The following is a 22463-nucleotide window of genomic DNA, read 5'->3' as shown; positions in this document are numbered from 1 at the left end:
GCTGAAGCGCTAACTCTGGGCCGACATGCGGAATCGGCGAGTGGACTTACCGGTCGTCACTCGATTGCGCAACGCGTCGCCTGCCACGCAACCAGACGCCAGTGGCCATCCTCCTGAGTCTGGATTGCCGTGTAGGCAATGGGATAGAGCAGCGCGCCGTTGTTCGCTTCCATTTCGATCAGCGCGCGGCCCGAGATCAGACAGGTCTCGCGGCCGACGGGCAGCACGTCCTGCGACTGGATCTCGATCTGGCGATAGCGGCGACGCCCTGCCGTGATCGCATCGATGAACTGCTGCTTGGTCTCGCGCTTGCCGTTCGTATGCACGAAGGTCGCGCTATCCGAAAGCAGTTGATCCAGCGACGAGCCGTCGCCGTCCACCATCGCGCGGAAGCGCTCTCGCTCCAGCCCGCGAATCGCATCGATTACTTTTGCCGCCATTGCTCGAGCCCCTTGCGCACGAGCCGACGGCCATCCGCCTACCCGCACCGAAGATTTACCCCACGCGTCTCGCTGAAATTTATACCAGGATTTCGCGCAAGGATACTTGCGATCAAAGCGAGCGCCCCAATATGAGTTGGCAAACGCACACGCGCAAAACGAAAGCGCGCCCCAGTGTCGCAGCGCTGCACCTTCAGACGGCGCCAATGTCTCTGGGATACGTCTCTCGGCAACAATTCGGGTCGGATTATTCTCAAATTCAGGCCTGGATTTAAGTCCAGATTAAGACCGCCTGGCTACGATGAGAATCGTGGCAAACATCATCTTCAAGCGCTGTTATTCCAGCCCTTTTTCTGCATCGCTTCCTGCCGGAAGCGGCCTCGTTCTAGAGTATTTCTTCGGCCCGCCGGTGTGTGCGGGCTCGTCCGGGCCGCAAGCCCCGTCCAGCTTGCCTGCCGGCTTTTCACTGAAATCTATTGAAACAAGTTTTCGATAGGGTAGCCGGAACCATGAAGCCCCTACAGACTCCAAGTATTAGCACTCACTGATTCAGAGTGCTAACATCCACCGTGGAGTCGCAGTCTGACTTTTGCAAGATTCCTGAGGAGTTCGCTACGTGAGCAACGCAATGACCATGACCCTTCCGAATATGCTTAGCCCGTCGTCGGCCAAGGCCGGGGGTTCGGGTGTACTGGCGCTCGCGAACGCTTCCATGCTGCCCGGTCAGCTGGGCAACATCGACGCCTACATTCAGGCCGTGAACCGGATCCCGATGTTGACGCCGCAAGAGGAGCGCCAGTTCGCGACCGAGTTCCGCGAGCAAAACAATCTTGAAGGCGCGCGCCGCCTGGTGCTGTCGCACCTGCGTCTCGTTGTCTCGATTGCGCGCAATTACCTTGGCTACGGTCTGCCGCACGCCGACCTGATCCAGGAAGGCAACATCGGCCTGATGAAGGCCGTCAAGCGCTTCGACCCGGAGCAAAACGTTCGACTCGTGTCGTACGCCATGCACTGGATCAAGGCCGAAATCCATGAATACATCCTGCGCAACTGGCGCATGGTGAAGGTCGCGACGACCAAGGCGCAACGCAAGCTGTTCTTCAACCTGCGCAGCCACAAGCAAGGGTTGCAATCGTTCACGCCGGAAGAGATCGAAGGCCTGGCGCAAGAACTGAACGTCAAGCGCGAAGAAGTCGTCGAGATGGAAACGCGTCTGTCGGGTGCCGACATCGCGCTCGAAAGCCAGAATGACGACGGCGAAGAATCGTTCGCGCCGATCGCCTGGCTGGCCGACTCGCACAACGAGCCGAGCGCCGTGCTGGCCGCACGTTCGCGCGACCGTCTGCAGTCCGACGGCATCGCTAGCGCACTTGAAGCGCTCGACGCACGCAGCCGCCGCATCATCGAGGCGCGCTGGCTGAACGTCGAAGACGACGGTTCGGGCGGCTCGACGCTGCACGAACTGGCTGACGAATTTGGCGTGTCCGCCGAGCGTATCCGTCAGATCGAAGCCAGCGCGATGAAGAAAATGCGCACTGCGCTGGCCGAATATGCCTAATCGCGCCTGATCGCCGATCGGCTAAGCCATGCCCCGAAAGCCCCGCTCTTACAAGCGGGGCTTTTTCTTTTAGCGCGCACATTCGCGTCGCTCATTTCCGTTCCCTCATAAGATAAGTCCTACCCCGATATCGCCCGTCTGCCGCGCTGCTACGGGAAAGCGATCGGGGGAATCGACACATTTCCTGGCATTCGACCCTGTAAATCTGACCTATAACAATAGGGTTGCGATGCCTTCGTACTGCAAAATAATTATCAAAATAGTGCCTGATTAAAGGGAGCAACGGGTGTGGCGGAATTTGCCGTCGCATCCACGGAAACACGACCACGGACCAGCAAGGAGCCGCCTCGTCGCCATGATTTCCACTTCCGGACAGCCTGCACACGCGCCTCCTCACTTGCGTTCGCGCATGCGCCGCTGGGTGCGCGGCCCGACTTTCGCGCGCGACATCGTGCTCGTCCTCGTCATCAAGCTCGTGCTGCTGATGGCGCTGAAGTACGCATTCTTCAATCATCCGCAAGCCGAAAACATGTCCATGCGGCCCGCGGACGTCGCGCGGGCGATTCTTTCCGTGCCCGAAACGACTGCGCCGAAAGTGAATCAAGGGGACCACCATGCCCATTAGCGAAACCGTCGATCTGTCGCGCCTGCAGTTCGGCGTCACGGCGCTGTATCACTTTCTGTTTGTGCCGCTCACGCTCGGGCTGTCGTGGCTGCTCGTCATCATGGAGTCGGTCTACGTGATGACCGGCAAACCGATCTACAAGGACATGACGCAGTTCTGGGGCAAGCTCTTCGCGATCAACTTCGTGATGGGCGTCACCACGGGCCTGACGATGGAGTTCCAGTTCGGCACCAACTGGTCGTACTACTCGCACTACGTTGGCGATATTTTCGGCGTGCCGCTCGCCGTGGAAGGACTCGCGGCCTTCTTCCTCGAATCGACCTTCGTGGGGCTTTTCTTCTTCGGCTGGAACCGCATGACGAAGGGCGGCCATCTGATCACCACGTTCTTCGTCGCGCTCGGCTCGAATCTGTCAGCGCTGTGGATTTTGATCGCCAATGGATGGATGCAGAATCCCGTCGGCGCGTCGTTCAACTACGAAACCATGCGCATGGAGCTGACGAGCCTGTTCCAGGTGATCTTCAATCCGGTCGCGCAGGTGAAGTTCGTGCACACGGTGTCGGCGGGTTATGTGACGGCGTCGATGTTCGTGCTCGGCATTTCTTCGTGGTACATCCTGCGCCGCCGCGACACCGAATTCGCCCTGCGCTCGTTTGCCATCGCCGCAGGCTTCGGCCTGGCGTCCACGCTTTGCGTGATCGTGCTGGGCGACGAATCGGGCTATCGCACCGGCGAAGTGCAGCAGATCAAGCTCGCCGCCATCGAAGCCGAATGGGATACCGCGCCCGCCCCCGCGCCTTTCACACTATTCGGCATCCCTAACCAGCAGGAGGAGCGCACCGACTACGCGATCCGCATTCCGTATCTCATGGGCATCATCGCGACGCGCTCGATCGACGAGCCCGTCATCGGCCTGCGCGATCTGATGGGCCGCGCCGAGGTGCGCATCCAGAACGGCATGCTGGCCTACGCCGCGCTGCAAAAGATGAAACAGGGCGATGCCGACGACGACACCCGCGCCGTCTTCGAAGCGCACAAGGCGGACCTCGGCTACGGCCTGCTCGTGAAGCAGTTCGCCCCCCGGGTCGTGGACGCCACGCCCGAGCAGATCAAGGCCGCCGCAAAGCACTCGATTCCCCCCGTCGCGCCCGTGTTCTGGTCGTTCCGCGTGATGGTGGGGCTGGGCATGCTGTTCCTGCTGACCTTCGTGCTGGCGTTCTGGTTCTGCGCGCAGCGCTCGCTGCTGCAGGACAACCGTCGCTGGTTCCTGCGCTGGGTCGTATGGGCCATTCCGCTGCCGTGGCTGGCCGCCGAATTCGGCTGGGTCGTTGCTGAGGTGGGCCGCCAGCCGTGGACCATCGCCGAGGTGCTTCCGACCCACCTCTCCGCGTCGAGCCTCGCGCCCGGCGACGTCATGCTGAGCATCGCGGGCTTCGTCATTTTCTACACGGCGCTCTTCATCATCGAGATCACGCTGATGTTCAAGTACGCGCGCCTCGGGCCGTCCGCGCTGCATACGGGCCGCTATTTCCACGAGCAGACAGCGACGGTGACGAGCGGCAACCGCGTCGCCTGACTCGCGCGCTACAGAGACCCGGCAGAAACCCAGCAAAGACCCACGGCAAGGAACCGCACCATGGACTACGCAACGCTCAAAGTGATCTGGTGGGTGCTGATCGGCGGGCTGTTGATCGGCTTCTCGCTCACCGACGGCTTCGACATGGGCGCGGCCGTGCTGCTGCCCTTCATCGGCAAGACCGATGCCGAGCGCCGCATCGTCATCAATACCGTCGGCGCGACGTGGGAAGGCAATCAGGTCTGGCTCATCACGGCGGGCGGCGCGATGTTCGCCGCCTGGCCGCTCGTGTATGCGGCGTCGTTCTCGGGCTTTTACTTCGCGATGTTGCTGGTGCTGTTCGCGCTGTTCTTCCGGCCCGTGGGATTCGACTATCGCGGCAAACGCGACAATCCGACATGGCGCGGCGCATGGGACTGGGCGCTCTTTATCGGCGGCTTCGTGCCCGCGCTGGTGTTTGGCGTGGCGTTCGGCAATCTGCTGCAGGGCGTGCCGTTCCAGTACGACAGCGATCTACGCGTGACCTACTACGGCAGCTTCTGGGCGCTGCTCAATCCCTTCGCGCTGATCTGCGGCCTCGTGAGTCTGTCGATGCTCACCGCGCACGGCGCGGCGTTCGTCAAACTGAAAAGCGACGGCATCGTGGCCGCGCGCGCCTCGAAGGCGCTGCGACTCACGGCGGGCGTGGCGGTCGTGCTCTTCATCGTGGCGGGCGCGCTGGTGGCGACGCTGATCGGCGGCTTCGCGATCACCAATCCCGCGCCCTACGACGCCGTCGCCAATCCGCTGCTCAAGAGCGTCGAGCCGGGCGTGGGCCTGTGGATCGGCAATTACGTGCAGTATCCGTGGATGATGATCGCGCCGATTGTCGGCATTGCCGGCGGCGTGCTGGCGTTCGCGGTGGCTGGGTCGCGGCTGGAAAAGACCGCGTTTTTCGGCACCTCGTTGTTGATTATCGGCGTGATTCTGACGGCGGGATTTTCAATGTTTCCGTTCATCATGCCGTCGTCGCTCGACCCGCGTTCCAGCCTGACGGTGTGGGACGCCACCTCCAGCAAGATGACGCTCGAAATCATGCTGGTCGCCGTCGTCATCTTCCTGCCAATCGTGCTCGCCTATACGACATGGGCGTACCGCATCATGCGCGGCAAGGTGACGGTGGAAGCGGTCGAGGACAAACGCAATTCGTTGTACTGACCGCGTACTCACGCAGGCGGCGGAATCGCGACATCGACGAACACGAAACAAAGCGTGAGCGCGAAACTCAGCAGCGTTGCGATGGCGCACAGGCGTCGCCGGGCGAAGAAAGCGATGAGCGGCAGGACAATCAGCGCGACGTTGATCGCCATCCAGAAGCTTTCCGGCGACTCCCGCCAGAAGTACACGGTTTGCAGCAAGGACTGCAGATAGTAGACGCTGATTACAATCAGCGCCCAGCGGCCGTTGCGTCGAAAAAGGTCGATCTGACACTCGCTGACGTTGGCTTCGTGCAACGGCAACACGAGCGCCGCAGCGAAGAACAGCAGCAGCGGCGAAAACGTGAATAGCAGGAACAGGTTGAAGGTCCAGTCCTTGATGATGCTGCGCAGGTCGGCGATTGCCCACCAGAGTTCGAGTTGCAGCAGGAAGACGCACGCGGCCCAGACGAGCGGCACCCAGTCGGGCCGGGTGTTGTGCCGCGAGCGAAACGCAGCGACGACGCTGGTGAGAATGCGCGTGACGCTCAGGCCGAGAATCATGCCGAAAACGACCACGGCCCACTGGAATTGACTGGCGTTCATGTTGCCCCTTGCTTCGCACTCGCCGCCACGGCGACGGGTGTTACCGCGCGAATAAAGGGAAGAATTCTAGGGAGAGACCGCGCGTATTCGGTCGGCCAAAACAGCGTTTCTTGCGCGACACCCAAGCTGATTCGCAATATCGCAGGAACTCAGAGAACTCCGATTGCATAAAAAAAACCGGCCCGAAGGCCGGTTTTTTCGTTTCTGGCAGACGAAAGGCAGATGCGCTCAAGCGGACTGCAGCGAGAGCGTATCGGCGTAGCGCTGTGCGGCGCTGCCGACGACGATATGCAGCGTGTCGGTTGCCACCCACACCACATCCAGCGAGCCCAGACGCGCACGATCGACCGCCGACGGATCGCGCACGATCACGCGCAGGCGCGTGGCGGCAACGGCGTCGAGCGAGACGATGTTCGCCGAACCGCCCAGCACGGAGAGCCAGCGCGAAGGATCGGGGTCGAGCGGGCCGCTTTCGCCTGCCGTTGCCGCAGATGCCGCAGATGCCGCCGTGCTTGCGACAGCCGGCTGGGCAGCCGCCGACTGAGCGACCGGCGCAGCAGCAGCAGCCGCAGCCGGACGACCACTCGCCATCTCGCGACGGATTTCGTCGGCGATGATGTCCGCTTCCGGCCCGATGATGACCTGCACGCTTTCCCCGCCGCGCTTGAGCACGCCGCGCGCGCCAATCGCCTTGAGCGCCGGTTCCGAGACATGCGCCGGATCCACCACGTTCAGACGCAGACGCGTCGTGCAGGCATCGACCACCTTGAGATTGGCCGCGCCGCCAAGCGCATCGATATAACGCGTCGCGCGCGTCGCCGTTGCCGCACCGGCCACCGCCACGCCCGACATCGTCGAAGCGATTTCCGTGTCGCCCGCCGAAGCTTCACGGCCCGGCGTCGGCAGATTGAAGCGACGGATAAAGAAGCGGAACAGCCCGTAGTACACGACCGCGTAGACCAGACCCAGCGGAATCGCTTCCCAGCCGTGCGTCGACAGACCGTAATTCAGGAAGTAGTCGATCGCCCCCGCCGAGAACGTGAAGCCGAGCTTGATATTCAGCAGCGAGCAGATCGCCAGCGACAGGCCCGTGAGCACCGCGTGGATGCCATACAGCACCGGCGCGAGGAACATGAAGGTGAATTCGATCGGCTCGGTCACGCCCGTGAGGAAGGACGTGAGCGCCATCGACAACAGCAGGCCGCCCACCATCGCGCGCTTTTCCTTCGGCGCTTCGTGCAGCATCGCCAGACACGCGGCGGGCAGGCCGAACATCATCACCGGGAAGAAGCCGGCCATGAAGCCACCCGCGGTGGGGTCGCCCGCGAAGAAGCGGTGCAGATCGCCCGTCACCGGCGCGCCGCCTGCGGGCGTGAAGGTGCCGAACACGAACCACACGAGCGAGTTGAGGATGTGATGCAGGCCCGTCACGAGCAGCAGACGGTTCAGCAGACCATAGACGAAGGTGCCGATCGCGCCCGCCGTGGTGAGCCAATGGCCGGCCGAATCGATCACGGCCTGCACGGGTCCCCACGCGTAGCCGAATATCACCCCGAGCAACAGACACACGAGCCCGGTGATGATCGGCACGAAACGCTTGCCGCCGAAGAACGCGAGGAACTCGGGCAGCTTGATGTCCTTGAAGCGGTTGTACAGCATCCCCGCCACCACGCCGGCCACCACGCCCGACAGCACGCCCATGTTGAGCTTGTCGTTGATGTCCTTCATCACGGCGATTTCGACCAGATAGCCGAGCGCGCCCGCGAGCGCCGCCACACCGTTGTTGTCCTTCGCGAAACCCACGGCAATGCCGATCGCGAACAGCAGCGGAAGGTTGTCGAAGATCGCGCCACCCGCATCGGCGATGATCTTGATATTGAGCATGTCGCTCTGGCCGAAGCGCAGCAGAATGCCCGCAACGGGCAGCACTGCGATCGGGAGCATCAGCGCGCGGCCGAGGCTCTGAATTTTAAGAAACGGATTGCCATCCATCGAACTGCCTCCAGTCCCTGTCTCTAGCGTGACGTATTAAGGTGAGAGAAACCGGCGCACGATCGCTGCGCACGCCGGCGTGTTGACGACTTTTAATGAGGATATTTAACGATCGGTTGTGCTCAATCGAGCGGCCAGTGCGCGCGGCTCGCAGCGCGCACGGCTTGCGCCGACTCAAGCGCGAGAATGTCGAACACTCGCTCGCGGCACTGGTTGTAGTCGAGATTGCGCACACGCGCCTTGATCGACGGCACGGAAACCGGATCCACCGAAAGCTCGGTGATGCCCAGGCCCACGAGCAGCGGCACCGCAAGCGGATCGCCCGCCAGCGCACCGCACACGCCCACCCATTTGCCATGCTTGCTCGCACCTTCCACTGCCACGGCGATCAGGCGCAGCACGGCCGGATGCAGGCCATCCGCCTGAGCGGCGAGATCGGGCTGGCAGCGGTCCATCGCCAGCGTGTACTGCGTGAGATCGTTGGTGCCCACCGAAAGGAAATCGGCGTGGCGCGCAAGTTGATCCGCCAGCAGCGCGGCAGACGGTACCTCGATCATCACACCCACTTCGACGCGGCCCGTGCGGCCCGCTTCTTTCGCGAACAGATCGATGCGCTCGCGCAGGCGGATCAGTTCGCCGACGTCGGTGACCATCGGCAGCAGGATGCGGATCGCGCTCAACGGTTCGACCGCGAGCAGGCCGCGCAACTGGTCGTCGAGCAGATCCGGACGCACCTGCGCAAGGCGGATGCCACGCAGACCCAGCGCGGGATTCGGCTCGGGCGGCAGCGTGAGGTAATCGACTTCCTTGTCCGCGCCCACGTCGAGCGTACGGATGATCGCCGTGCGGCCATCCAGCGCCTCGGCAATCGCCTGATAGCTTTGACGGTGCTCTTCGACCGTCGGTGCGGCCTGACGGTGGATGAACATCAGTTCGGTGCGCAGCAGGCCGACGGCGTCCGCGCCGTTCTCGACCGCAGTGCGCGCATCGTCGAGCGTCGCGATATTCGCGGCGACTTCGATGGCGTGGCCGTCACGCGTGGCAGCGGCCTGTTGCGAGGTCAGACGGTTCGCTTCACGCACGCCAGCGAGGCGCTGCTTTTCGGCGCGCGCGCGTTCGATGTCCTGCGCGCTGGGCGCATGCAACAGGCGGCCCGCGCCTGCGTCCACCACCACTTCCGTGCCTTCGGCAATCTTGTGCAGCGAATCGCCGAGCGCGACGATCGCCGGAATACCGGCCTGGCGCGCAATGATCGCGGCGTGCGAGGTCGCACCGCCGCGCGCCATCACGAGCGCGGTGACGCGCTTGCGATCGAGCGTGGCGAGGTCGGACGGCGTGAATTCGTCGGCGGCCAGCACGGCTTCGTCGGGCAGTTCGCGCGGCGCGCTGTTGGCGGCGCCACTGGTGAGCGCGAGCGCACGCAGCACGCGCTTTTCGAGATCGCGCAGATCGGCGGCGCGCTCCGCAAGCAGCGGATCGTCAACCTTGCCGAGCACGGCAATCTGCGCACGGATCGACTCGCGCCACGCAAAGCCGGCGCTCTTGCCAAGGCTGATGAGGTCGCGCGCCGCGTCGATCAGCGTCGGATCTTCGAGCAGCACGCGATGCATCTGGAAGATGCCCGCTTCGCCGATCGCACCGCGCTGCGACGCCGCCCGCACTGACGTATCGAGTTCCGCATCGACGGCTGCGACCGCCTTGTCGAGCAGACGGCTTTCCGCTGCCGAAGGGCCGCTCGCGAGTTCCACCGGCGCGATTTCGGCATCGTCCCAGCGCACCAGTTTGCCGACTGCCACGCCAGGCGCTGCGCACACGCCCGAAAGCGTGCCCTGCGGGGCGTTCGCAGCAGCGGGTGCACTTGCAGCCGTCGCAGGCGCAGCCACCGGCGCAGGCGACAACGCGCGCGCGGGCGCTTCGTGACCCTCACCGGGCGCTTCGCGCTGCAGTTCATTGGCGACCGCATCCACGGCCTTCTGCGCCTCGCGTCCCATGCCGACGAGTTCGATGGTCGCGCCCTCGCCCGCCCCCAGCGCCAGCAGGCCGACCACGCTTTCGATCGCCGCCTTGCGCTCGCCGAAGCGCACTTCCACGCGCGCCTCGATGCCGCGCACCGCTTCGCGCGCCCGCGCGGCGGGGCGTGCATGCAGACCGCCCGCATGCGTGAGCTTCACGCTGCGGCGCACTTCATCCATCACCAGATTCGCGCTGCCAGCCGCCCCCACCGTGTGGGCCGCGCCTTCACGCGCGCGCAGCACCAGCAGCGGCGTCTTGCCCGCCTCGACGTTGCCCGCGCCGGCGCGCTGGATCACTTCGAACGCATCGGAGTTCGCCACCGCGATCACCGAAACGAGGCTCGGCGCCTCGCACGCCACGACATCGAGATCGAATTCGATCAGCAGGTCGCCGCGACGCACCTTTGCGCCCTGCTCGACCTTGGGCGAAAAACCCTTGCCATTCAGTTCGACCGTATCGATGCCGATGTGCACGAGCACCTGTGCGCCCTCGGCGGTCTCAAGCGTGACGGCGTGGCCGGTGCGCGCAAGGTGCATGACGGTGCCGTCGCAAGGCGAGAGCAGTTTGCCCGCGAGCGGATCGATACCGATGCCGTCGCCGAACATGCCTTCCGAAAACACCGGATCGGGCACTGCCGAAAGCGGCACGACCGGGCCGGTGAGCGGCGCGACCAGCGTGAAGTTGCCCACGCTCGTGCGGCCTTCGCCCTGATCGGCGGAATTTTCCGGGTTCATCAGGCGGGACTCCTGGATGCGTTCCATCAGCTTTCCAATCTAGTGGGTTTCGGTGACTTTGTTCAGGTAACGCGGCTCATCCGGATTGCGGCCGCGCGCGGCCGCAAGACCTGCCGCCATCACGTAGAACGAAAGAATCGCGGCGATTGGATCGAGCGCCGCATCGGCGGCTTCGACCAGCGGCAGCGTCGCCTCCGGCACGTTCGCGGGCGCGGCCAGCAGCACGCGCGCGCCGCGCTTTTGCATGTCGCGCGCGAGTTCGATCAGGCCGGCCTGTTCCGGACCGCGCGGCGCGAACACCAGCAGCGGGTAGTCGTTGCCGATCAATTCCATCGGGCCGTGACGCACTTCGGCGCTCGAAAACGCTTCGGCCTGGATGCCCGAGGTTTCCTTGAGCTTGAGCGCCGCTTCCTGGGCGATGGCCAGACCCGCGCCGCGGCCGATCACGATCATCTGCTTGACGTCGCGCAGCTCATCAACGGCCTTCGACCAGTCGAGCTGGCCTGCGCGCTCCAGCGCATCGGGCAACGCGCGCACGGCGTCGAGGAACGCGGCGTCGCGCTGCCAGAACGCGACCAGTTGCGCCGACATCGCCAGCATCGCGATATAGCTCTTGGTGGCGGCCACGCTCAGTTCGGGACCGGCGAGCAGCGGCAGTTCCGTGCCCGCGGCCTCGGCCAGCGGCGAATCGGCCACGTTGACCATCGCGGCGGTCAGCGCGCCTGCGTCGCGCAGCGCCTTGATGGTCGCCACGAGATCAGGACTCCTGCCTGATTGGGAGAAAGCAAGGGCAAACTGGCCGCTTACACGTAAGGGCGCCTGTTGCAGCGTGGCGATCGACATCGGCAGCGAAGCGACTGGCACGCCCAGGCGGCTCATGGTGAGCGCGGCAAAATAGCTCGCGGCGTGGTCGGAACTGCCGCGCGCGACGGTGAGCGCGACGTGGCGCGGCGACGCTTCGAGGGCGCTGGCAAGCGCCTCGACGCGCGAGGTGTCCGCGAGCTGCGCGGCGACGACGCTGGCCGAGGCCAGCGCTTCTTTAAGCATATTCGACAAGCGATTCTCCTTCGACATAGGTCGCGGTAAGCGCCAGATCGCGGTCGAACACGTTGACATCGGCCCAGGCGCCGCGCTGCAGGCGGCCCCGGTCTTCGATGCCGAGGTAGTCGGCCGCGTAGCGCGACAGGCGAGCGGACACGTCCGCGATCGGCAAGCCGAGCGAGACGAGATTGCGCAAGGCCTGATCCATGGTGAGCGTGCTGCCCGCGAGCGTGCCGTCCGCGAGACGCACGCCGCCGAGGCATTTGGTGACGTGCTGGCTGCCGAGGCGGTATTCGCCGTCGGGCATGCCGGTCGCCGAGGTGCTGTCCGTCACCACGTAGAGGCGCGGAATCGCGCGCAGTGCGGCGCGGATCGCGCCCGGGTGGACGTGCAGCAGGTCGGGGATGATTTCGGCGTATTCGGCATGCGCGAGCGCTGCGCCGACTACGCCGGGATTGCGGTGATGCAACGGCGACATCGCGTTGAACAGGTGCGTGAAACCGCATGCGCCGTGCTTGAGCGCGTTCACCGCGTCGTCGTAAGTGGCGAGCGTATGGCCGATCTGCACGCGCACGCCGCGCGCCGCCATCTCGCCGATGATCTCGATATGCCCCGCGATTTCGGGCGCGACGGTGACCACGCGGATCGGCGCGATCGACAGGTACTTGAGCACTTCGTCGAGCACGGCGGACACCGCTGCGTCGGGCTGCGCGCCCAGTTTGCCCGGGTTGATGTACGGCCCTTCCAGATGCACGCCCAGCACGCGCGCGCCGCCTGGCGTGCGCTTGCGCGCGACGTCGCCCAGACCCGTGACGACGTTCATCAGCTCGTCGCGCGGCGCGGTCATGGTGGTCGCCAGCAGGCTCGTGGTGCCGAAGCGCGCATGCGTGCGGGCGATGGTTTCGATTGCGTTGCCGGCTTCCATCACGTCCGCGCCGCCGCCGCCGTGCACATGCAGGTCGATGAAGCCCGGCAGGATGTAGGGCGCGTCGTTCTTCGCCGGATCGGCGGCCTCGCCCTCGATCGACGTGATGCGTCCGTTTTCGAACGTCAGCGTGCCGTTGATCCAGCCATCAGGGGTGAGAATATTTCCGCTCAGCATGAGATTTTTCCGATATTGCGCGCGGCAACGGCCTGCGCGCGGTCAGTCTTGACGGTGACGTGCATGAGAGAGTCGTGGCGCGCGCGAGTGTTCCCGTGCGCGGTGAAGGGGGTCGCCTGCACTGCGAGTTTCATTGGCGCAGCTCCGCGACGAAGTCGTAGTAACCATCGCGGCAATACGTGTCGGTCAGCTCGATGGCGTGCTGGTCGCGCGAGAACCCCACACGCGTAATCACCAGCAGCGCCGCACGCGGCTCCACGCCCATCAGTTCGGCGATCTCGCCGGTCGCATTCACGGCGCGAAAGTGTTGCAGCGCGCGCACCACCGGCATGTCGCGCGCTTCCAGATACGCATAGAGCGAGCCGTCGAAGCCTTGCGGGTCCGGCACGATCGACACCGGCAGCGCCGAGTGCTCGACCGCCATCACGATGCCGTCCGCGCGGCGCAAGCGCCGCAGGCTCGACACCGAAGCGCCCGGCGACAGGCCAAGCTGGACAATCTCTTCGCGATGCGCGGGGCGCACGCCCCGTTCGAGCCACACTGAATCGGCGGTGAAACCGCGCTGCTCCATCTTCTTCGTGAAGCCGGTCAAACGCGAAAGCGGATCTTCCACGCGCGGCGTGATGAAGCTGCCCGCGCCGCGCGCGCGCCGGATCAGGCCCTGTTCGACGAGCAGTTCGATCGCCTTACGCGCCGTGATGCGCGATACGCCGATCGCATCCGACAGCGTGCGCTCCGAAGGCAGCGCCTCGCCCGCCGACCAGACGCCGCAATGGATGGCCGTGGCAAGGTTGCGCGCCAGCTGCAGATAGAGCGGCGTGACGTTGCGCGCATCGGGCATCAGGGCAGACCAACGGGTTTCCATGGAACTCCGGCCAGCGGTTTGACGGATCGTGGGGCGCCCGGACAGATCGTGAAATAAACGCGACAAAAACAGCGTGGCGTCGGTCCGGTGCGAAAGCGAGCCCATTATATAACCACAATAATACCAGTCAACATAGGCGAAACCGCTTGCTCACGCAAGATAAATTCCTTATAAATCAATGCATTGAGATTTTTTATAAGGCTTGATGGGCGACCCAGGATGCATTGGTATTTTCCCTGGCGTAGCCCATTTTGGCTCTTTGGTCGCAACCACTCGCGTTCCAGCGATCCCGCTTTGGAATCCCAGCTTGATACCGGCGTAGAACCAATGCGAAGATTCAGAAAGTGAACGATATCGCGCGCCTCTGACATCCCATATAGTGGCATCTGACCAATATCAACGAACTGACCACGGGTACCCAGTTTGTCGAATGATTCCGACACGAGACGGCGTGCAGAAGCCGTCCTGCAGTTCAATCGCTTTTATCGAACGTTCCTCGGGGCACAACAGGACGATCAGCCCAGTTCGCCGTTTTCGCTGACCGAAATCCGCGTGCTGCGCGAGCTGGACAGCGGAGGCACGCAGACCTCCGCAACGCTCGCCCGCACCCTGGCGCTCGATTCAGGCTACTTGAGCCGCATTCTTGCGAGCTTTGCTCGCCGTCATCTGATTGCGCGCGCCGCCTCGCAGGCCGACGCACGCCGCACCTTTATCTATCTGACCGACACCGGCCACAGCACCTATGCAACGCTCAGGGACGCCGCGATCGGCGGCCTGGCCGACCGGCTCGGCAAGCTTTCCATCGCAGAACAGGAAGAACTGATCAAGGCGATGGAAGTCGTCCAGCGCCTGCTCGGCTAGACGCCGGCAATCTGGAGCGCAAACGAAAAAAGCCGCTGCACGTGGATCGTGCAGCGGCTTTTTTACTTGCGAGGACAACTAACGCGGCGCTGAGGTAGCACTCAGGCCGCGCATCGTCAGCGCTTAGAACGACGGGATCATCGAACCCTTGAACTGGTTCTTGATGTACACGCGCACGTCTTCCGACTGGTACGCGGCCACCAGCTTCTTCACCCACGGCTTGTCCTTGTCCTGGGCGCGCACGGCGATCAGGTTGGCGTACGGGCTGTGCGTGTCTTCCAGGGCGATGGCGTCCTTGGTCGGCTGCAGGCCGGCGGCCAGCGCGTAGTTGGTGTTGATGACGGCGGCGTCGACGTCGCCCAGCGCGCGCGGCAGTTGCGCGGCGTCGAGTTCGACCAGCTTCACCTTCTTCGGGTTTTCTGCGACGTCGAGCGGCGTAGCGTTGTTGCCGTTCGTGCCCGCGCCAGCGCGCAACTTGATCACGCCCTTGCTTTGCAGCACGAGCAGCGCACGGTTTTCATTCGACGGATCGTTCGGCACTGCGACCTTCGCGCCTTGCGGCAGATCGTTCAGCGACTTCAGCTTCTTCGAGTACACGCCGATCGGCGAGATGTACGTGAGGCCGGCGTTGACGATCTTGTAGCCGCGCTGCTTGATCTGGCTGTCGAGGTACGGGCCGGTCTGGAAGCTGTTGGCGTCGAGGTCGCCCGAATCGAGCGCCGCGTTCGGCTGCACGTAGTCGTTGAATTCGATGACCTTGACGTTCAGGCCTTCGCGCTTGGCGACCTTCTGAACCACGGCCCACACCTGGGCGTCCGGACCTGCGACGGTGCCGACCTTGATGACCTGGTCGTCAGCGCGTGCGCCGAAGCTGGCTGCGAGGGTGGTGGCGGCGACGCCGGCGAGGAGTACTTTGATCAGATTTCTGCGCTGCATGGATGGGTAGTTCCGCTTGTTGCCTGTTTATTACGTTGTTGAGCTGCCGGGCCGCATTGTGTGCCGCCCGCTGCCAGACAGAAATCGTCTCATATCGCACCGATGGCGCGAAAGACAGAAATCGCATAGCGGTATGCCCGCAGCGCATAGCTGCGGCGCATGCAGGCGCGTGAATCGCTTGAATCAGTTGTTGTCGTTCGAGCCGAGCAGGATCTTCAGATCGTGCACCCAGGGCGTGACGCCCTGCCCGTCGCGCGCGAACAGGCGCAGCTTGCCGGTGGTGTCGAACACATAGCTCGCGGCCGTGTGATCCATCGTGTAGCCGTCCGGCGTCTTGCCCGGAACCTTGGCGTAGTACACGCGGAAGTCCTTCGTCACCTGCTTGAGCTGCGCGTCGTCGGCCGGGCGCAGTGCGATGAAGGTGGGATTGAAGGCGCTCACGTACTGACCGAGGATCTGCGGCGTGTCGCGTTCGGGATCGACGCTCACGAAGATCACCTGCACGCGCTTGTCGGCATCGGGGCCCAGTTGCTGCAGCGCCTGCGAAAGCTCGGCCATGGTGGTCGGGCAGACGTCCGGGCAATGCGTGTAGCCGAAGAACAGCACCACGACCTTGCCCTTGAAGTCGGCCATCGTGCGCGTCTTGCCGTTCGAATCGGGCAACGAGAAGTTGTTGCCGAACTGCGTGTTGCCGGTGATATCGAGATTCGAGAACGACGGCGGCTGCTGGCCGCAGCCTTCGAGTCCGAGCGTCGCGCCCACCGCACCCGCGGCGGCCAGCGCAATCACCGTCGCGCGCGCCAGGCGCGCAAGCGTGCGTCGAGTCATGGTCTTACGCTCCGATGAGCGCATGCACGTAGTGATCGACGAGCAAGGCCACGAACAGCAGCGAGAGGTAGATGATCGAGTAACGGAACATCGCGCGGGCGAGCTGATCCGAATATTCGAGGTAAATCTTCCAGGCGTAAGCCAGGAAGATCGCGCCGAGCAGCACGCTCGACACGAGATACAGCAGGCCGCTCATACCCGAGATATAGGGCATCAGCGCAACCGCGAAGAGGATCAGCGAATACAGCAGGATATGCAGGCGCGTGTACTTTTCGCCGTGCGTGTTGGGCAGCATCGGCAGGCCGGCTGCTTCGTAGTCCTTGCGGCGATAGAGCGCCAGCGCCCAGAAGTGCGGCGGCGTCCACACGAAGATGATCAGCACGAGAATCCAGGCGTCGCCGGGCACGTGGCCGGTGACGGCCGCCCAGCCCAGCGCCGGGGGCATCGCGCCCGACGCACCGCCGATCACGATGTTCTGCGGCGTGGCCGGCTTGAGCAGCAGCGTGTAGATGATCGCGTAGCCGATGAACGTGGCGACCGTGAGCCACATCGTCAGCGGATTGGCGAAGGTGTACAGCACCCACATCCCCAGACCGCCGATCACCGCCGAGAAAATCAGGATCTGCACGCTGGTGATCTCGCCGCGCGCCGAAGGACGCCACGAGGTGCGACGCATGCGCGCATCCACCTTTTGCTCGACCAGACAGTTGATCGCGAACGCCGCGCCTGCCGTCAGCCAGATGCCGACGGTGCCGCCGATCAGCTGCTTCCAGGGCACCATGCCCGGCACGGCGAGGAACATGCCGATGACCGCGCAGAACACGGCCAGTTGGGTCACGCGGGGCTTGGTGAGCGCGAGATACTGCGAAATCCGGCTACCGGGTGACTGGGGGAGGGTTGTACTTTCCATAGGGCGGGATCACACCGCAGCGGTGTCGCGCGCAGGGAGAACGGCGCGGCCGGGGCGGCTACAAGCAATTCGAAAGTTTAGCACGACGAGCAAAAGCAGCAGGATCGCCGCGCCACCGTTATGGGCCACCGCAATGGGCAGCGGCCACTGCAGGACGATGTTGGAAAGTCCTGTCAGAAACTGGATCGCAATCACGATCAGAACCCAGTTTGCGGGGCGGCGCAACGAGGCATAGCGCCGCATTTTGAGGCCGAACCATACCAGATATGCGATCACGGCGAAGGCAAACGTGCGGTGCGTCCAGTGAATCGCCACCAGCGCGTCCTGCGTAATCACATCGCCGTTACCATCCATGCCGAGCGCGCGCCACAGGTGAAATCCGTGATGGAAATCCATCGGCGGAATCCACGCGCCGTTGCAGGTCGGGAAGTCGGTGCAGGCGAGTACGGCGTAGTTCGTACTGACCCAGCCGCCCAGCGCGATCTGCACGATCAGCAGCACGAGCGCCGCGAGCGCGGCCACGCGCCAGCGCGCGGCGTCGGGCTCATAGGCGGGCAACGGCGTCATGCGCGCGCCGAGCCACGCGAGCGTGCCGAGCAGCGTGAGCCCCAGCAGCAGGTGCGTGGTGACGATCACCGGCTGCAGCTTCATCGTCACGGTCCACGCGCCGAAGATGCCCTGCACGAGAATCAGGCCGAGCAGCGAAGTCGGCCACCACGGCGACACATGCAGCGGCAGGCGCTTGATGCGCGCGCGCCAGGCAATCGCCATCTGCGCAATGATGAGGACACCGATCGCCATGGCGAAATAACGGTGAATCATCTCGATCCACGCCTTCGACATGCTCACGGGACCGCTCGGCATGGCCAGATGCGCGGCGGCAATCTGCACGTGCGCGATGAACGGCGACGACGTGCCGTAGCAGCCCGGCCAGTCAGGGCACCCAAGCCCCGAATCGGTCAGGCGCGTGAAGCCGCCGAACATGACCAGGTCGAGCGTCATGAAGGTCGTGAGCCACACGAGCTTGCGGAATTTGTTGTCGTCGGCTTTGACCCACACCCACGAAAGCGGCAGCAACGCGATGCACAGGCCAATCAGGCCCAGCTCCAGGATAAACATCTCTCTTACTCTTTTCTGTCAGAACTCGCGCTGCGCACCTTAACCGATGCTGGACCACTTGAGGAGCTTAGTCACGTCTTGTTTGATCTTTGACGGATCCGGATGGTCGGGGAAACGCATCATCAGGTTGCCGTTCGGATCGACCAGGTAGATGTGGTCGGTGTCTTTGGTCGTGTCGGTGGCGGGCAGCCACGCAGCCACGGCGGCCGGATCGGCGCGCAGCATGCGGGTGTCGGGATAGGCGCTCTTCACCACGTCGGGCACATTCGCGTCGTCGGTGCGCAGCCAGAGCGTGAGCACACGTTCGCGCTCAGCGCCCTGCGTGGCGCGCACCTGGCGCATGAAATACAGCTTGTGCACACAGGCTTCGTCGCACGCGCTTCCATCAACGGAAATCATCAGCCAGCGCCCGCGCAGCGAGTCCAGCGGCACGGCGCGGCCGTCGTCGCCGGTCACCATCAGCGCCGGAGGAATCGTGCGCTGCGGCTCGATCAGCGTGCCGTAGCTGGTGCTGCCGCCCTTCGGCTTGATCACGTAGTACGTGAAATACGAGATGGCGATGGGCGCGCCGCAGATCAGCGCGATCAGGAACAACATCCAGCGGCCGCGCCGCCACGAACCCTTGGGCTGTGCGCCGCCCTGTTGCGCCGCGTTGCGGGAAACCTGCGTGTGATGGGTGGTATCGGGAGATTGCGTCGACACTGCGTGAACCTCGTTTCTGTCGCTTCCTGTTGACCATGCGCTGCGCCTGTCGCAACGCGCTGATTTGCGCTGACGATGATCGATCGTCAGGCGTCCTTCGCGCCATGAACCGGCCCCTGTTCCTGCGGACCGTGTTCTTCGCCGGCCTGCATGCGCTCTTTTGTCGCAGCTCGACGAGCCGCATAAAGACCGAATCCGAGCGCGGCGGCCGCCATGCCCCACCACTGGAACATGTAGCCGATGTTGCGTTCGACGTCCGTGCTGGGCGCGGGCCAGTCGCGCACGAGACCGTCCTTGAAGGCCGGCGCCGAAGGCGATACGAAGCCCGTCTGCTGGATCACGAACGGTTGCAGCGGCAGACCGGTTTCCGCTGCGTAGGAAGCGACGCCGAGATTCTGCCGGATCTTCTGGTGCGCTGCAGAGCCGCCCGCACCCAGTTCGAACGCGCGCGAGGCATCCGCGCGCGCGATGCCCTCCACTTCCACCGATCCTGCGGGCGTCTCATAGGGCGCGATCCGCTCGCGGTTATCGATGCTGCGCGGCAGCCAGCCACGGTTGACCAGCACGTAACCGCCGTCGTCCAGTTTAAGCGGCATCACCACGTAAAAGCCTGGCTGGTCGTTATAGGGACGATTGTCGAGATACACCACGCGAGCCGGCTCGAACGTGCCCTTCGCACGCACGCGATGGAACTCGATGCGCTTGAGCGCGACGGGCGCGGCGCTCACCGTTTGCGGCGTGGCGTTTTCGTATTGCGTGATCTGCGCCTGCAAGGCTTCCTTCTGATGCGCGCGATCGCGCTGCCAGAAGCCGAGCCGTATCGTCACGGCCATCACGATCAGGATAAGCAGCGCGGGAACGAGGCGGATCTTCATCGGGCACGACCAATGCGGCACATACGGATGATCGAACCCCGCACGCCAGGGCGCGGTGCGATAATGAGACAGGCTTTATCCGACATACAAAAGACCCGAGACAAGCGAGATTTCGCAAATTCCGCCGTGAACTTCCTGCACATACTCGTCCCTATTGCCTTCGCGCTGATCATCGCGAGCATGATCTCGGCGCTCTATTTCATGATGCACGATCGGGGCCGCACCAAGCGCATGGTCTGGTCGCTCGCCACGCGCGTGGGCTTCTCCATTTCGCTGTTTCTGTTCATTCTGTTCGCGCACTGGATGGGCTGGATCCAGCCGACGGGCATTCCCATCGGTCGCTGATCCGCGCACGAAACTCACACGTCGCACGCGTCGCACACTTCGCGCCCACGTCGATCCCGCAAAAACCAAGGCGCCGCGCCGACCATGTCGGAGCGGCGCCTTCGTGTTTTCAGGCGCGCTTTCCAGGCAAGCAAAGCGCGCCGCGCGCGTCACAGCCAGTACACCACCACGTAGAGACCGAGCCACACCACGTCCACGAAGTGCCAGTACCACGCCGCGCCTTCGAACGCGAAGTGATGCTCCGGCGTGAAGTGCCCGCGAATCAGACGGATCATCACGACGGCGAGCATCGTGCCGCCGAGGAACACGTGAAAACCGTGAAAGCCCGTCAGCAGGAAGAACGTCGAACCGTAGATGCCCGACGCGAGCGTCAGATTCAGTTCGTTGTACGCATGGATGTATTCGAAGGCTTGCAGGCAGAGGAAGCAGATCCCCAGCACCAGCGTGCCCGCGAGCCAGGCGATGGCCTTGCGGCGATGGTTGTCGCGCAGCGCGTGGTGCGAGACCGTGAGCGTCGCGCCCGAGGACAGCAGCAGCGCCGTATTGATGGTCGGCACGGGCCACGGCGTCATCGAGCGGAAGTGCGAGACCAGTCCCGCCGGGCCGTTGTTGGGCCACACCGCCGCGAAGTCCGGCCAGATCAGCTTGAAGTCGAGGCTGCCGAGCTGATGCAGGGCGATCTGGCGCGCGTAGAACAAGGCGCCGAAGAACGCGCCGAAGAACATCACTTCGGAGAAGATGAACCAGCTCATGCTCCAGCGGTACGACACGTCCACGCGCTTGCCGTACATGCCGCCTTCGGATTCGGAGATCGCGTCGCCGAACCAGTGCCAGAGCGTGAAGAGCAACCACAAGAGACCGACGACCACGCCGATCGGCGCCCACGAGTCGCCATTGATCCACGACGCGAGCGACGACAGCATGACCAGCAGCCCAATGGCCGCGCTGATCGGATGCCGCGACGGATGCGGTACGAAGTAGTACGGGCTATCGTTTTGACCGCTCATGCCTGTTTCTCCAGTTTCCAGTTGCGCCCGAACATGGTCGGGGTCTCTACATTATTCGTTTGGACTACTTGCCGACGACCGCATGCACGATCAGCAGCAACACGACGATAAACAGAATCGCGCCGATGATCCCCGCCGCGATCAGCGCCGCGGGATGCAACTGCGCGGCGTCGGATTCGAGATCAGCGCGTTTGCGCACGCCCAGGAACGACCACGCCACGGCCTTCACCAGTTGCAGCACGCTGCCCTTCTTCGCTTTCGCCGATCCTGCGCCGCTGTCGTCGCTCATCGCTCGCGCCTCATGAACCTCATAAGCCTCACGCGCCGGCCGCCTGCTTCGGCGCCGCCGGAACCGCCGGCTTGTTCAGCTCGAAGAAGGTGTATGACAGCGTGATCGTCTTCACGTCCTTCGGCAGTTTCGGATCGATCACGAACACCACCGGCATGCGCTTCGTCTCATTCGCCTTCAAGGTCTGTTGCGTGAAGCAGAAACACTCGATCTTGCGGAAGTACTCGGTGGCCTGCTTCGGCGCGTAGCTCGGAATCGCCTGCGCGTCGATCGTGCGTCCTTCGTTGTTCGAAATGTCGTACATCACCGTCATGACTTCGCCGGGATGCACGTCGATGCTGTTCTGCTCCGGCCTGAAACCCAGCAATCCGCGCGCGTTCGCGTCCAGTTCGACCGAAATCGTGCGCGTCATGTCGACCTGCGTGTTGCGCGCCTCGCGCGCCGTGGTGTCGCGCTGCACCAGATTGTTGACGCCGGTGACTTCGCAGATCGCGCGATACATCGGCACCAGCGCCCAGCCAAAGCCGAACATCAGGAGCGCCACCACCACGAGCTTGATCAGCATCGAGCGGTTGAAAGCACGGTCGGTTTTCCGGTCGCTCACGGTGTGCTGCGTGGACATCAGACGTCCTCTTCAGTGCCGGCCCGACGCGCAAAACGGCGGCGCGTCAGTGCCCGGCGAAGTACACCTGCTTCACGACTGCGCCCAGAAAGAACGCAGCGGCGACCGCCAGCATAATCAGGCCGAGCCGAAGGTTGCCCGCGCGAATCTGCTCGGGCGTGCGTTGTTTCTGTGAGTTGCGGGTCATGCTGGCAGTACGGTTGGCCGCGGCTTCATCATCCATCGCGATCGGCGTCATTCCC

Annotated in this window: 25 protein-coding genes; 6 read left to right on the top strand and 19 right to left on the bottom strand. The window is 63.8% G+C overall.

Annotated features, from left to right (window positions below; translation table 11 throughout):
* Nucleotides 1-56: 56 nt before the first annotated feature.
* Nucleotides 57-440, bottom strand: coding sequence for a nuclear transport factor 2 family protein (locus tag F3J17_RS28790; protein ID WP_167067344.1), 384 nt, complete (start codon nt 438-440; stop codon nt 57-59).
* A gap of 616 nt (nt 441-1056) precedes the next feature.
* Between F3J17_RS28790 and rpoH the strand changes: the two genes are divergently transcribed.
* The 4 genes from rpoH to cydB all read left to right on the top strand — a co-directional run bounded on the left by rpoH (nt 1057) and on the right by cydB (nt 5396).
* Nucleotides 1057-1998 carry an RNA polymerase sigma factor RpoH gene (gene rpoH, locus F3J17_RS28785; protein ID WP_167067342.1) on the top strand — a complete coding sequence of 314 codons (942 nt, stop codon included), beginning with the start codon at nt 1057-1059 and terminating at the stop codon, nt 1996-1998.
* A gap of 355 nt (nt 1999-2353) precedes the next feature.
* Nucleotides 2354-2623 (top strand): cytochrome oxidase putative small subunit CydP, encoded by a 270-nt coding sequence (cydP, locus tag F3J17_RS28780; protein WP_167067339.1) that lies wholly within the window; start codon nt 2354-2356, stop codon nt 2621-2623.
* Nucleotides 2613-4199 carry a cytochrome ubiquinol oxidase subunit I gene (locus F3J17_RS28775; protein ID WP_167067337.1) on the top strand — a complete coding sequence of 529 codons (1587 nt, stop codon included), beginning with the start codon at nt 2613-2615 and terminating at the stop codon, nt 4197-4199. The genes cydP and F3J17_RS28775 overlap by 11 nt, the downstream gene beginning before the upstream one ends.
* Nucleotides 4200-4259: 60 nt before the next feature.
* Nucleotides 4260-5396: a cytochrome d ubiquinol oxidase subunit II gene (gene cydB, locus F3J17_RS28770; protein ID WP_167067334.1), complete on the top strand. Its 1137-nt coding sequence runs from the start codon at nt 4260-4262 to the stop codon at nt 5394-5396.
* Nucleotides 5397-5404: 8 nt separating this feature from the next.
* Here the strand turns inward: cydB and F3J17_RS28765 are convergent, their stop codons facing one another.
* The 8 genes from F3J17_RS28765 to F3J17_RS28730 all read right to left on the bottom strand — a co-directional run bounded on the left by F3J17_RS28765 (nt 5405) and on the right by F3J17_RS28730 (nt 14170).
* A complete protein-coding gene (locus F3J17_RS28765; RefSeq protein WP_167067332.1) occupies nt 5405-5980 on the bottom strand; it encodes a hypothetical protein in 576 nt (191 codons plus the stop codon).
* A 228-nt stretch (nt 5981-6208) separates the two neighbouring features.
* The gene (gene nagE, locus F3J17_RS28760; RefSeq protein ID WP_167067330.1) at nt 6209-7972 is read right to left on the bottom strand and encodes an N-acetylglucosamine-specific PTS transporter subunit IIBC; all 1764 of its coding nucleotides are present in this window, start codon (nt 7970-7972) and stop codon (nt 6209-6211) included.
* A gap of 122 nt (nt 7973-8094) precedes the next feature.
* On the bottom strand, nt 8095-10719 hold the full coding sequence (gene ptsP, locus F3J17_RS28755; RefSeq protein WP_240161195.1) for a phosphoenolpyruvate--protein phosphotransferase: 2625 nt from the start codon (nt 10717-10719) through the stop codon (nt 8095-8097).
* A 39-nt stretch (nt 10720-10758) separates the two neighbouring features.
* Complete coding sequence (locus tag F3J17_RS28750) at nt 10759-11766, bottom strand: SIS domain-containing protein (RefSeq protein WP_167067563.1); 1008 nt, start codon at nt 11764-11766, stop codon at nt 10759-10761.
* Entirely contained in the window at nt 11759-12862 is a 1104-nt protein-coding gene (gene nagA, locus F3J17_RS28745; protein ID WP_167067324.1) for an N-acetylglucosamine-6-phosphate deacetylase, read from the bottom strand. The genes F3J17_RS28750 and nagA overlap by 8 nt, the downstream gene beginning before the upstream one ends.
* On the bottom strand, nt 12856-12996 hold the full coding sequence (locus F3J17_RS28740; protein ID WP_167067321.1) for a hypothetical protein: 141 nt from the start codon (nt 12994-12996) through the stop codon (nt 12856-12858). Before F3J17_RS28740 ends, nagA begins: the two co-directional genes overlap by 7 nt.
* Nucleotides 12993-13727 (bottom strand): GntR family transcriptional regulator, encoded by a 735-nt coding sequence (locus tag F3J17_RS28735; RefSeq protein WP_167067318.1) that lies wholly within the window; start codon nt 13725-13727, stop codon nt 12993-12995. The genes F3J17_RS28740 and F3J17_RS28735 overlap by 4 nt, the downstream gene beginning before the upstream one ends.
* Nucleotides 13728-13831: 104 nt before the next feature.
* Nucleotides 13832-14170, bottom strand: coding sequence for a hypothetical protein (locus tag F3J17_RS28730; protein WP_167067315.1), 339 nt, complete (start codon nt 14168-14170; stop codon nt 13832-13834).
* Here F3J17_RS28730 and F3J17_RS28725 point away from each other — a divergent pair.
* Nucleotides 14151-14588: a MarR family winged helix-turn-helix transcriptional regulator gene (locus F3J17_RS28725; protein ID WP_275692930.1), complete on the top strand. Its 438-nt coding sequence runs from the start codon at nt 14151-14153 to the stop codon at nt 14586-14588. The two genes, F3J17_RS28730 and F3J17_RS28725, sit on opposite strands and share 20 nt — an antisense overlap.
* Nucleotides 14589-14711: 123 nt before the next feature.
* Here F3J17_RS28725 and F3J17_RS28720 read toward each other — a convergent pair whose 3' ends face one another.
* From F3J17_RS28720 to F3J17_RS28695, 6 genes are all read right to left on the bottom strand, one after another.
* Nucleotides 14712-15524, bottom strand: coding sequence for a MetQ/NlpA family ABC transporter substrate-binding protein (locus tag F3J17_RS28720; RefSeq protein WP_167067309.1), 813 nt, complete (start codon nt 15522-15524; stop codon nt 14712-14714).
* A 183-nt stretch (nt 15525-15707) separates the two neighbouring features.
* Nucleotides 15708-16352: an SCO family protein gene (locus F3J17_RS28715; RefSeq protein WP_167067306.1), complete on the bottom strand. Its 645-nt coding sequence runs from the start codon at nt 16350-16352 to the stop codon at nt 15708-15710.
* A gap of 4 nt (nt 16353-16356) precedes the next feature.
* A complete protein-coding gene (cyoE, locus tag F3J17_RS28710) occupies nt 16357-17262 on the bottom strand; it encodes a heme o synthase (RefSeq protein ID WP_167067303.1) in 906 nt (301 codons plus the stop codon).
* Between the two features lie 9 nt (nt 17263-17271).
* Nucleotides 17272-18381, bottom strand: coding sequence for a COX15/CtaA family protein (locus F3J17_RS28705; RefSeq protein WP_167067300.1), 1110 nt, complete (start codon nt 18379-18381; stop codon nt 17272-17274).
* Nucleotides 18382-18420: 39 nt separating this feature from the next.
* A complete protein-coding gene (locus F3J17_RS28700; protein ID WP_167067561.1) occupies nt 18421-18978 on the bottom strand; it encodes a cytochrome C oxidase subunit I in 558 nt (185 codons plus the stop codon).
* A gap of 191 nt (nt 18979-19169) precedes the next feature.
* Nucleotides 19170-19958 (bottom strand): SURF1 family protein, encoded by a 789-nt coding sequence (locus F3J17_RS28695; protein ID WP_167067297.1) that lies wholly within the window; start codon nt 19956-19958, stop codon nt 19170-19172.
* Nucleotides 19959-20093: 135 nt separating this feature from the next.
* On the opposite strand from F3J17_RS28695, the gene F3J17_RS28690 reads away from it, so the two are divergent.
* Nucleotides 20094-20303 carry a twin transmembrane helix small protein gene (locus tag F3J17_RS28690; RefSeq protein ID WP_167067557.1) on the top strand — a complete coding sequence of 70 codons (210 nt, stop codon included), beginning with the start codon at nt 20094-20096 and terminating at the stop codon, nt 20301-20303.
* A 149-nt stretch (nt 20304-20452) separates the two neighbouring features.
* On the opposite strand, the gene F3J17_RS28685 is transcribed toward F3J17_RS28690, so the two are convergent.
* The 4 genes from F3J17_RS28685 to F3J17_RS28670 form a co-directional block, all read right to left on the bottom strand.
* Nucleotides 20453-21310 (bottom strand): cytochrome c oxidase subunit 3, encoded by an 858-nt coding sequence (locus F3J17_RS28685; RefSeq protein WP_167067295.1) that lies wholly within the window; start codon nt 21308-21310, stop codon nt 20453-20455.
* A gap of 64 nt (nt 21311-21374) precedes the next feature.
* On the bottom strand, nt 21375-21599 hold the full coding sequence (locus tag F3J17_RS28680; RefSeq protein ID WP_167067292.1) for a DUF2970 domain-containing protein: 225 nt from the start codon (nt 21597-21599) through the stop codon (nt 21375-21377).
* Between the two features lie 28 nt (nt 21600-21627).
* Nucleotides 21628-22221: a cytochrome c oxidase assembly protein gene (locus tag F3J17_RS28675; RefSeq protein ID WP_167067289.1), complete on the bottom strand. Its 594-nt coding sequence runs from the start codon at nt 22219-22221 to the stop codon at nt 21628-21630.
* A gap of 46 nt (nt 22222-22267) precedes the next feature.
* Nucleotides 22268-22408: a cytochrome oxidase small assembly protein gene (locus F3J17_RS28670; RefSeq protein WP_240161199.1), complete on the bottom strand. Its 141-nt coding sequence runs from the start codon at nt 22406-22408 to the stop codon at nt 22268-22270.
* Nucleotides 22409-22463 lie beyond the last annotated feature (55 nt).

The organism is Burkholderia sp. Ax-1719 (assembly GCF_011753055.1).
In the GTDB taxonomy this organism is placed as follows: Bacteria; Pseudomonadota; Gammaproteobacteria; order Burkholderiales; family Burkholderiaceae; genus Paraburkholderia.
The sequence above is the reverse complement of the archived record's forward strand: the minus strand, read 5'-3'. Positions and strand labels throughout refer to the sequence as shown.

What these genes read in the sequence shown, in the direction of transcription:
- nagE (WP_167067330.1), bottom strand. Translation starts at nt 7,972, where the DNA reads ATGGATGGCAATCCGTTTCTTAAAATTCAGAGCCTCGGCCGCGCGCTG.
- cydB (WP_167067334.1), top strand. Translation starts at nt 4,260, where the DNA reads ATGGACTACGCAACGCTCAAAGTGATCTGGTGGGTGCTGATCGGCGGG.
- cydP (WP_167067339.1), top strand. Translation starts at nt 2,354, where the DNA reads ATGATTTCCACTTCCGGACAGCCTGCACACGCGCCTCCTCACTTGCGT.
- F3J17_RS28680 (WP_167067292.1), bottom strand. Translation starts at nt 21,599, where the DNA reads ATGAGCGACGACAGCGGCGCAGGATCGGCGAAAGCGAAGAAGGGCAGC.
- F3J17_RS28700 (WP_167067561.1), bottom strand. Translation starts at nt 18,978, where the DNA reads ATGTTGTTCCTGATCGCGCTGATCTGCGGCGCGCCCATCGCCATCTCG.
- F3J17_RS28720 (WP_167067309.1), bottom strand. Translation starts at nt 15,524, where the DNA reads ATGCAGCGCAGAAATCTGATCAAAGTACTCCTCGCCGGCGTCGCCGCC.
- F3J17_RS28705 (WP_167067300.1), bottom strand. Translation starts at nt 18,381, where the DNA reads ATGTTTATCCTGGAGCTGGGCCTGATTGGCCTGTGCATCGCGTTGCTG.
- F3J17_RS28790 (WP_167067344.1), bottom strand. Translation starts at nt 440, where the DNA reads ATGGCGGCAAAAGTAATCGATGCGATTCGCGGGCTGGAGCGAGAGCGC.
- F3J17_RS28715 (WP_167067306.1), bottom strand. Translation starts at nt 16,352, where the DNA reads ATGACTCGACGCACGCTTGCGCGCCTGGCGCGCGCGACGGTGATTGCG.
- cyoE (WP_167067303.1), bottom strand. Translation starts at nt 17,262, where the DNA reads ATGGAAAGTACAACCCTCCCCCAGTCACCCGGTAGCCGGATTTCGCAG.
- F3J17_RS28695 (WP_167067297.1), bottom strand. Translation starts at nt 19,958, where the DNA reads ATGAAGATCCGCCTCGTTCCCGCGCTGCTTATCCTGATCGTGATGGCC.
- F3J17_RS28765 (WP_167067332.1), bottom strand. Translation starts at nt 5,980, where the DNA reads ATGAACGCCAGTCAATTCCAGTGGGCCGTGGTCGTTTTCGGCATGATT.
- F3J17_RS28750 (WP_167067563.1), bottom strand. Translation starts at nt 11,766, where the DNA reads ATGCTTAAAGAAGCGCTGGCCTCGGCCAGCGTCGTCGCCGCGCAGCTC.
- F3J17_RS28675 (WP_167067289.1), bottom strand. Translation starts at nt 22,221, where the DNA reads ATGTCCACGCAGCACACCGTGAGCGACCGGAAAACCGACCGTGCTTTC.
- nagA (WP_167067324.1), bottom strand. Translation starts at nt 12,862, where the DNA reads ATGCTGAGCGGAAATATTCTCACCCCTGATGGCTGGATCAACGGCACG.
- F3J17_RS28740 (WP_167067321.1), bottom strand. Translation starts at nt 12,996, where the DNA reads ATGAAACTCGCAGTGCAGGCGACCCCCTTCACCGCGCACGGGAACACT.
- F3J17_RS28735 (WP_167067318.1), bottom strand. Translation starts at nt 13,727, where the DNA reads ATGGAAACCCGTTGGTCTGCCCTGATGCCCGATGCGCGCAACGTCACG.
- F3J17_RS28670 (WP_240161199.1), bottom strand. Translation starts at nt 22,408, where the DNA reads ATGACCCGCAACTCACAGAAACAACGCACGCCCGAGCAGATTCGCGCG.
- F3J17_RS28685 (WP_167067295.1), bottom strand. Translation starts at nt 21,310, where the DNA reads ATGAGCGGTCAAAACGATAGCCCGTACTACTTCGTACCGCATCCGTCG.
- F3J17_RS28775 (WP_167067337.1), top strand. Translation starts at nt 2,613, where the DNA reads ATGCCCATTAGCGAAACCGTCGATCTGTCGCGCCTGCAGTTCGGCGTC.
- ptsP (WP_240161195.1), bottom strand. Translation starts at nt 10,719, where the DNA reads ATGAACCCGGAAAATTCCGCCGATCAGGGCGAAGGCCGCACGAGCGTG.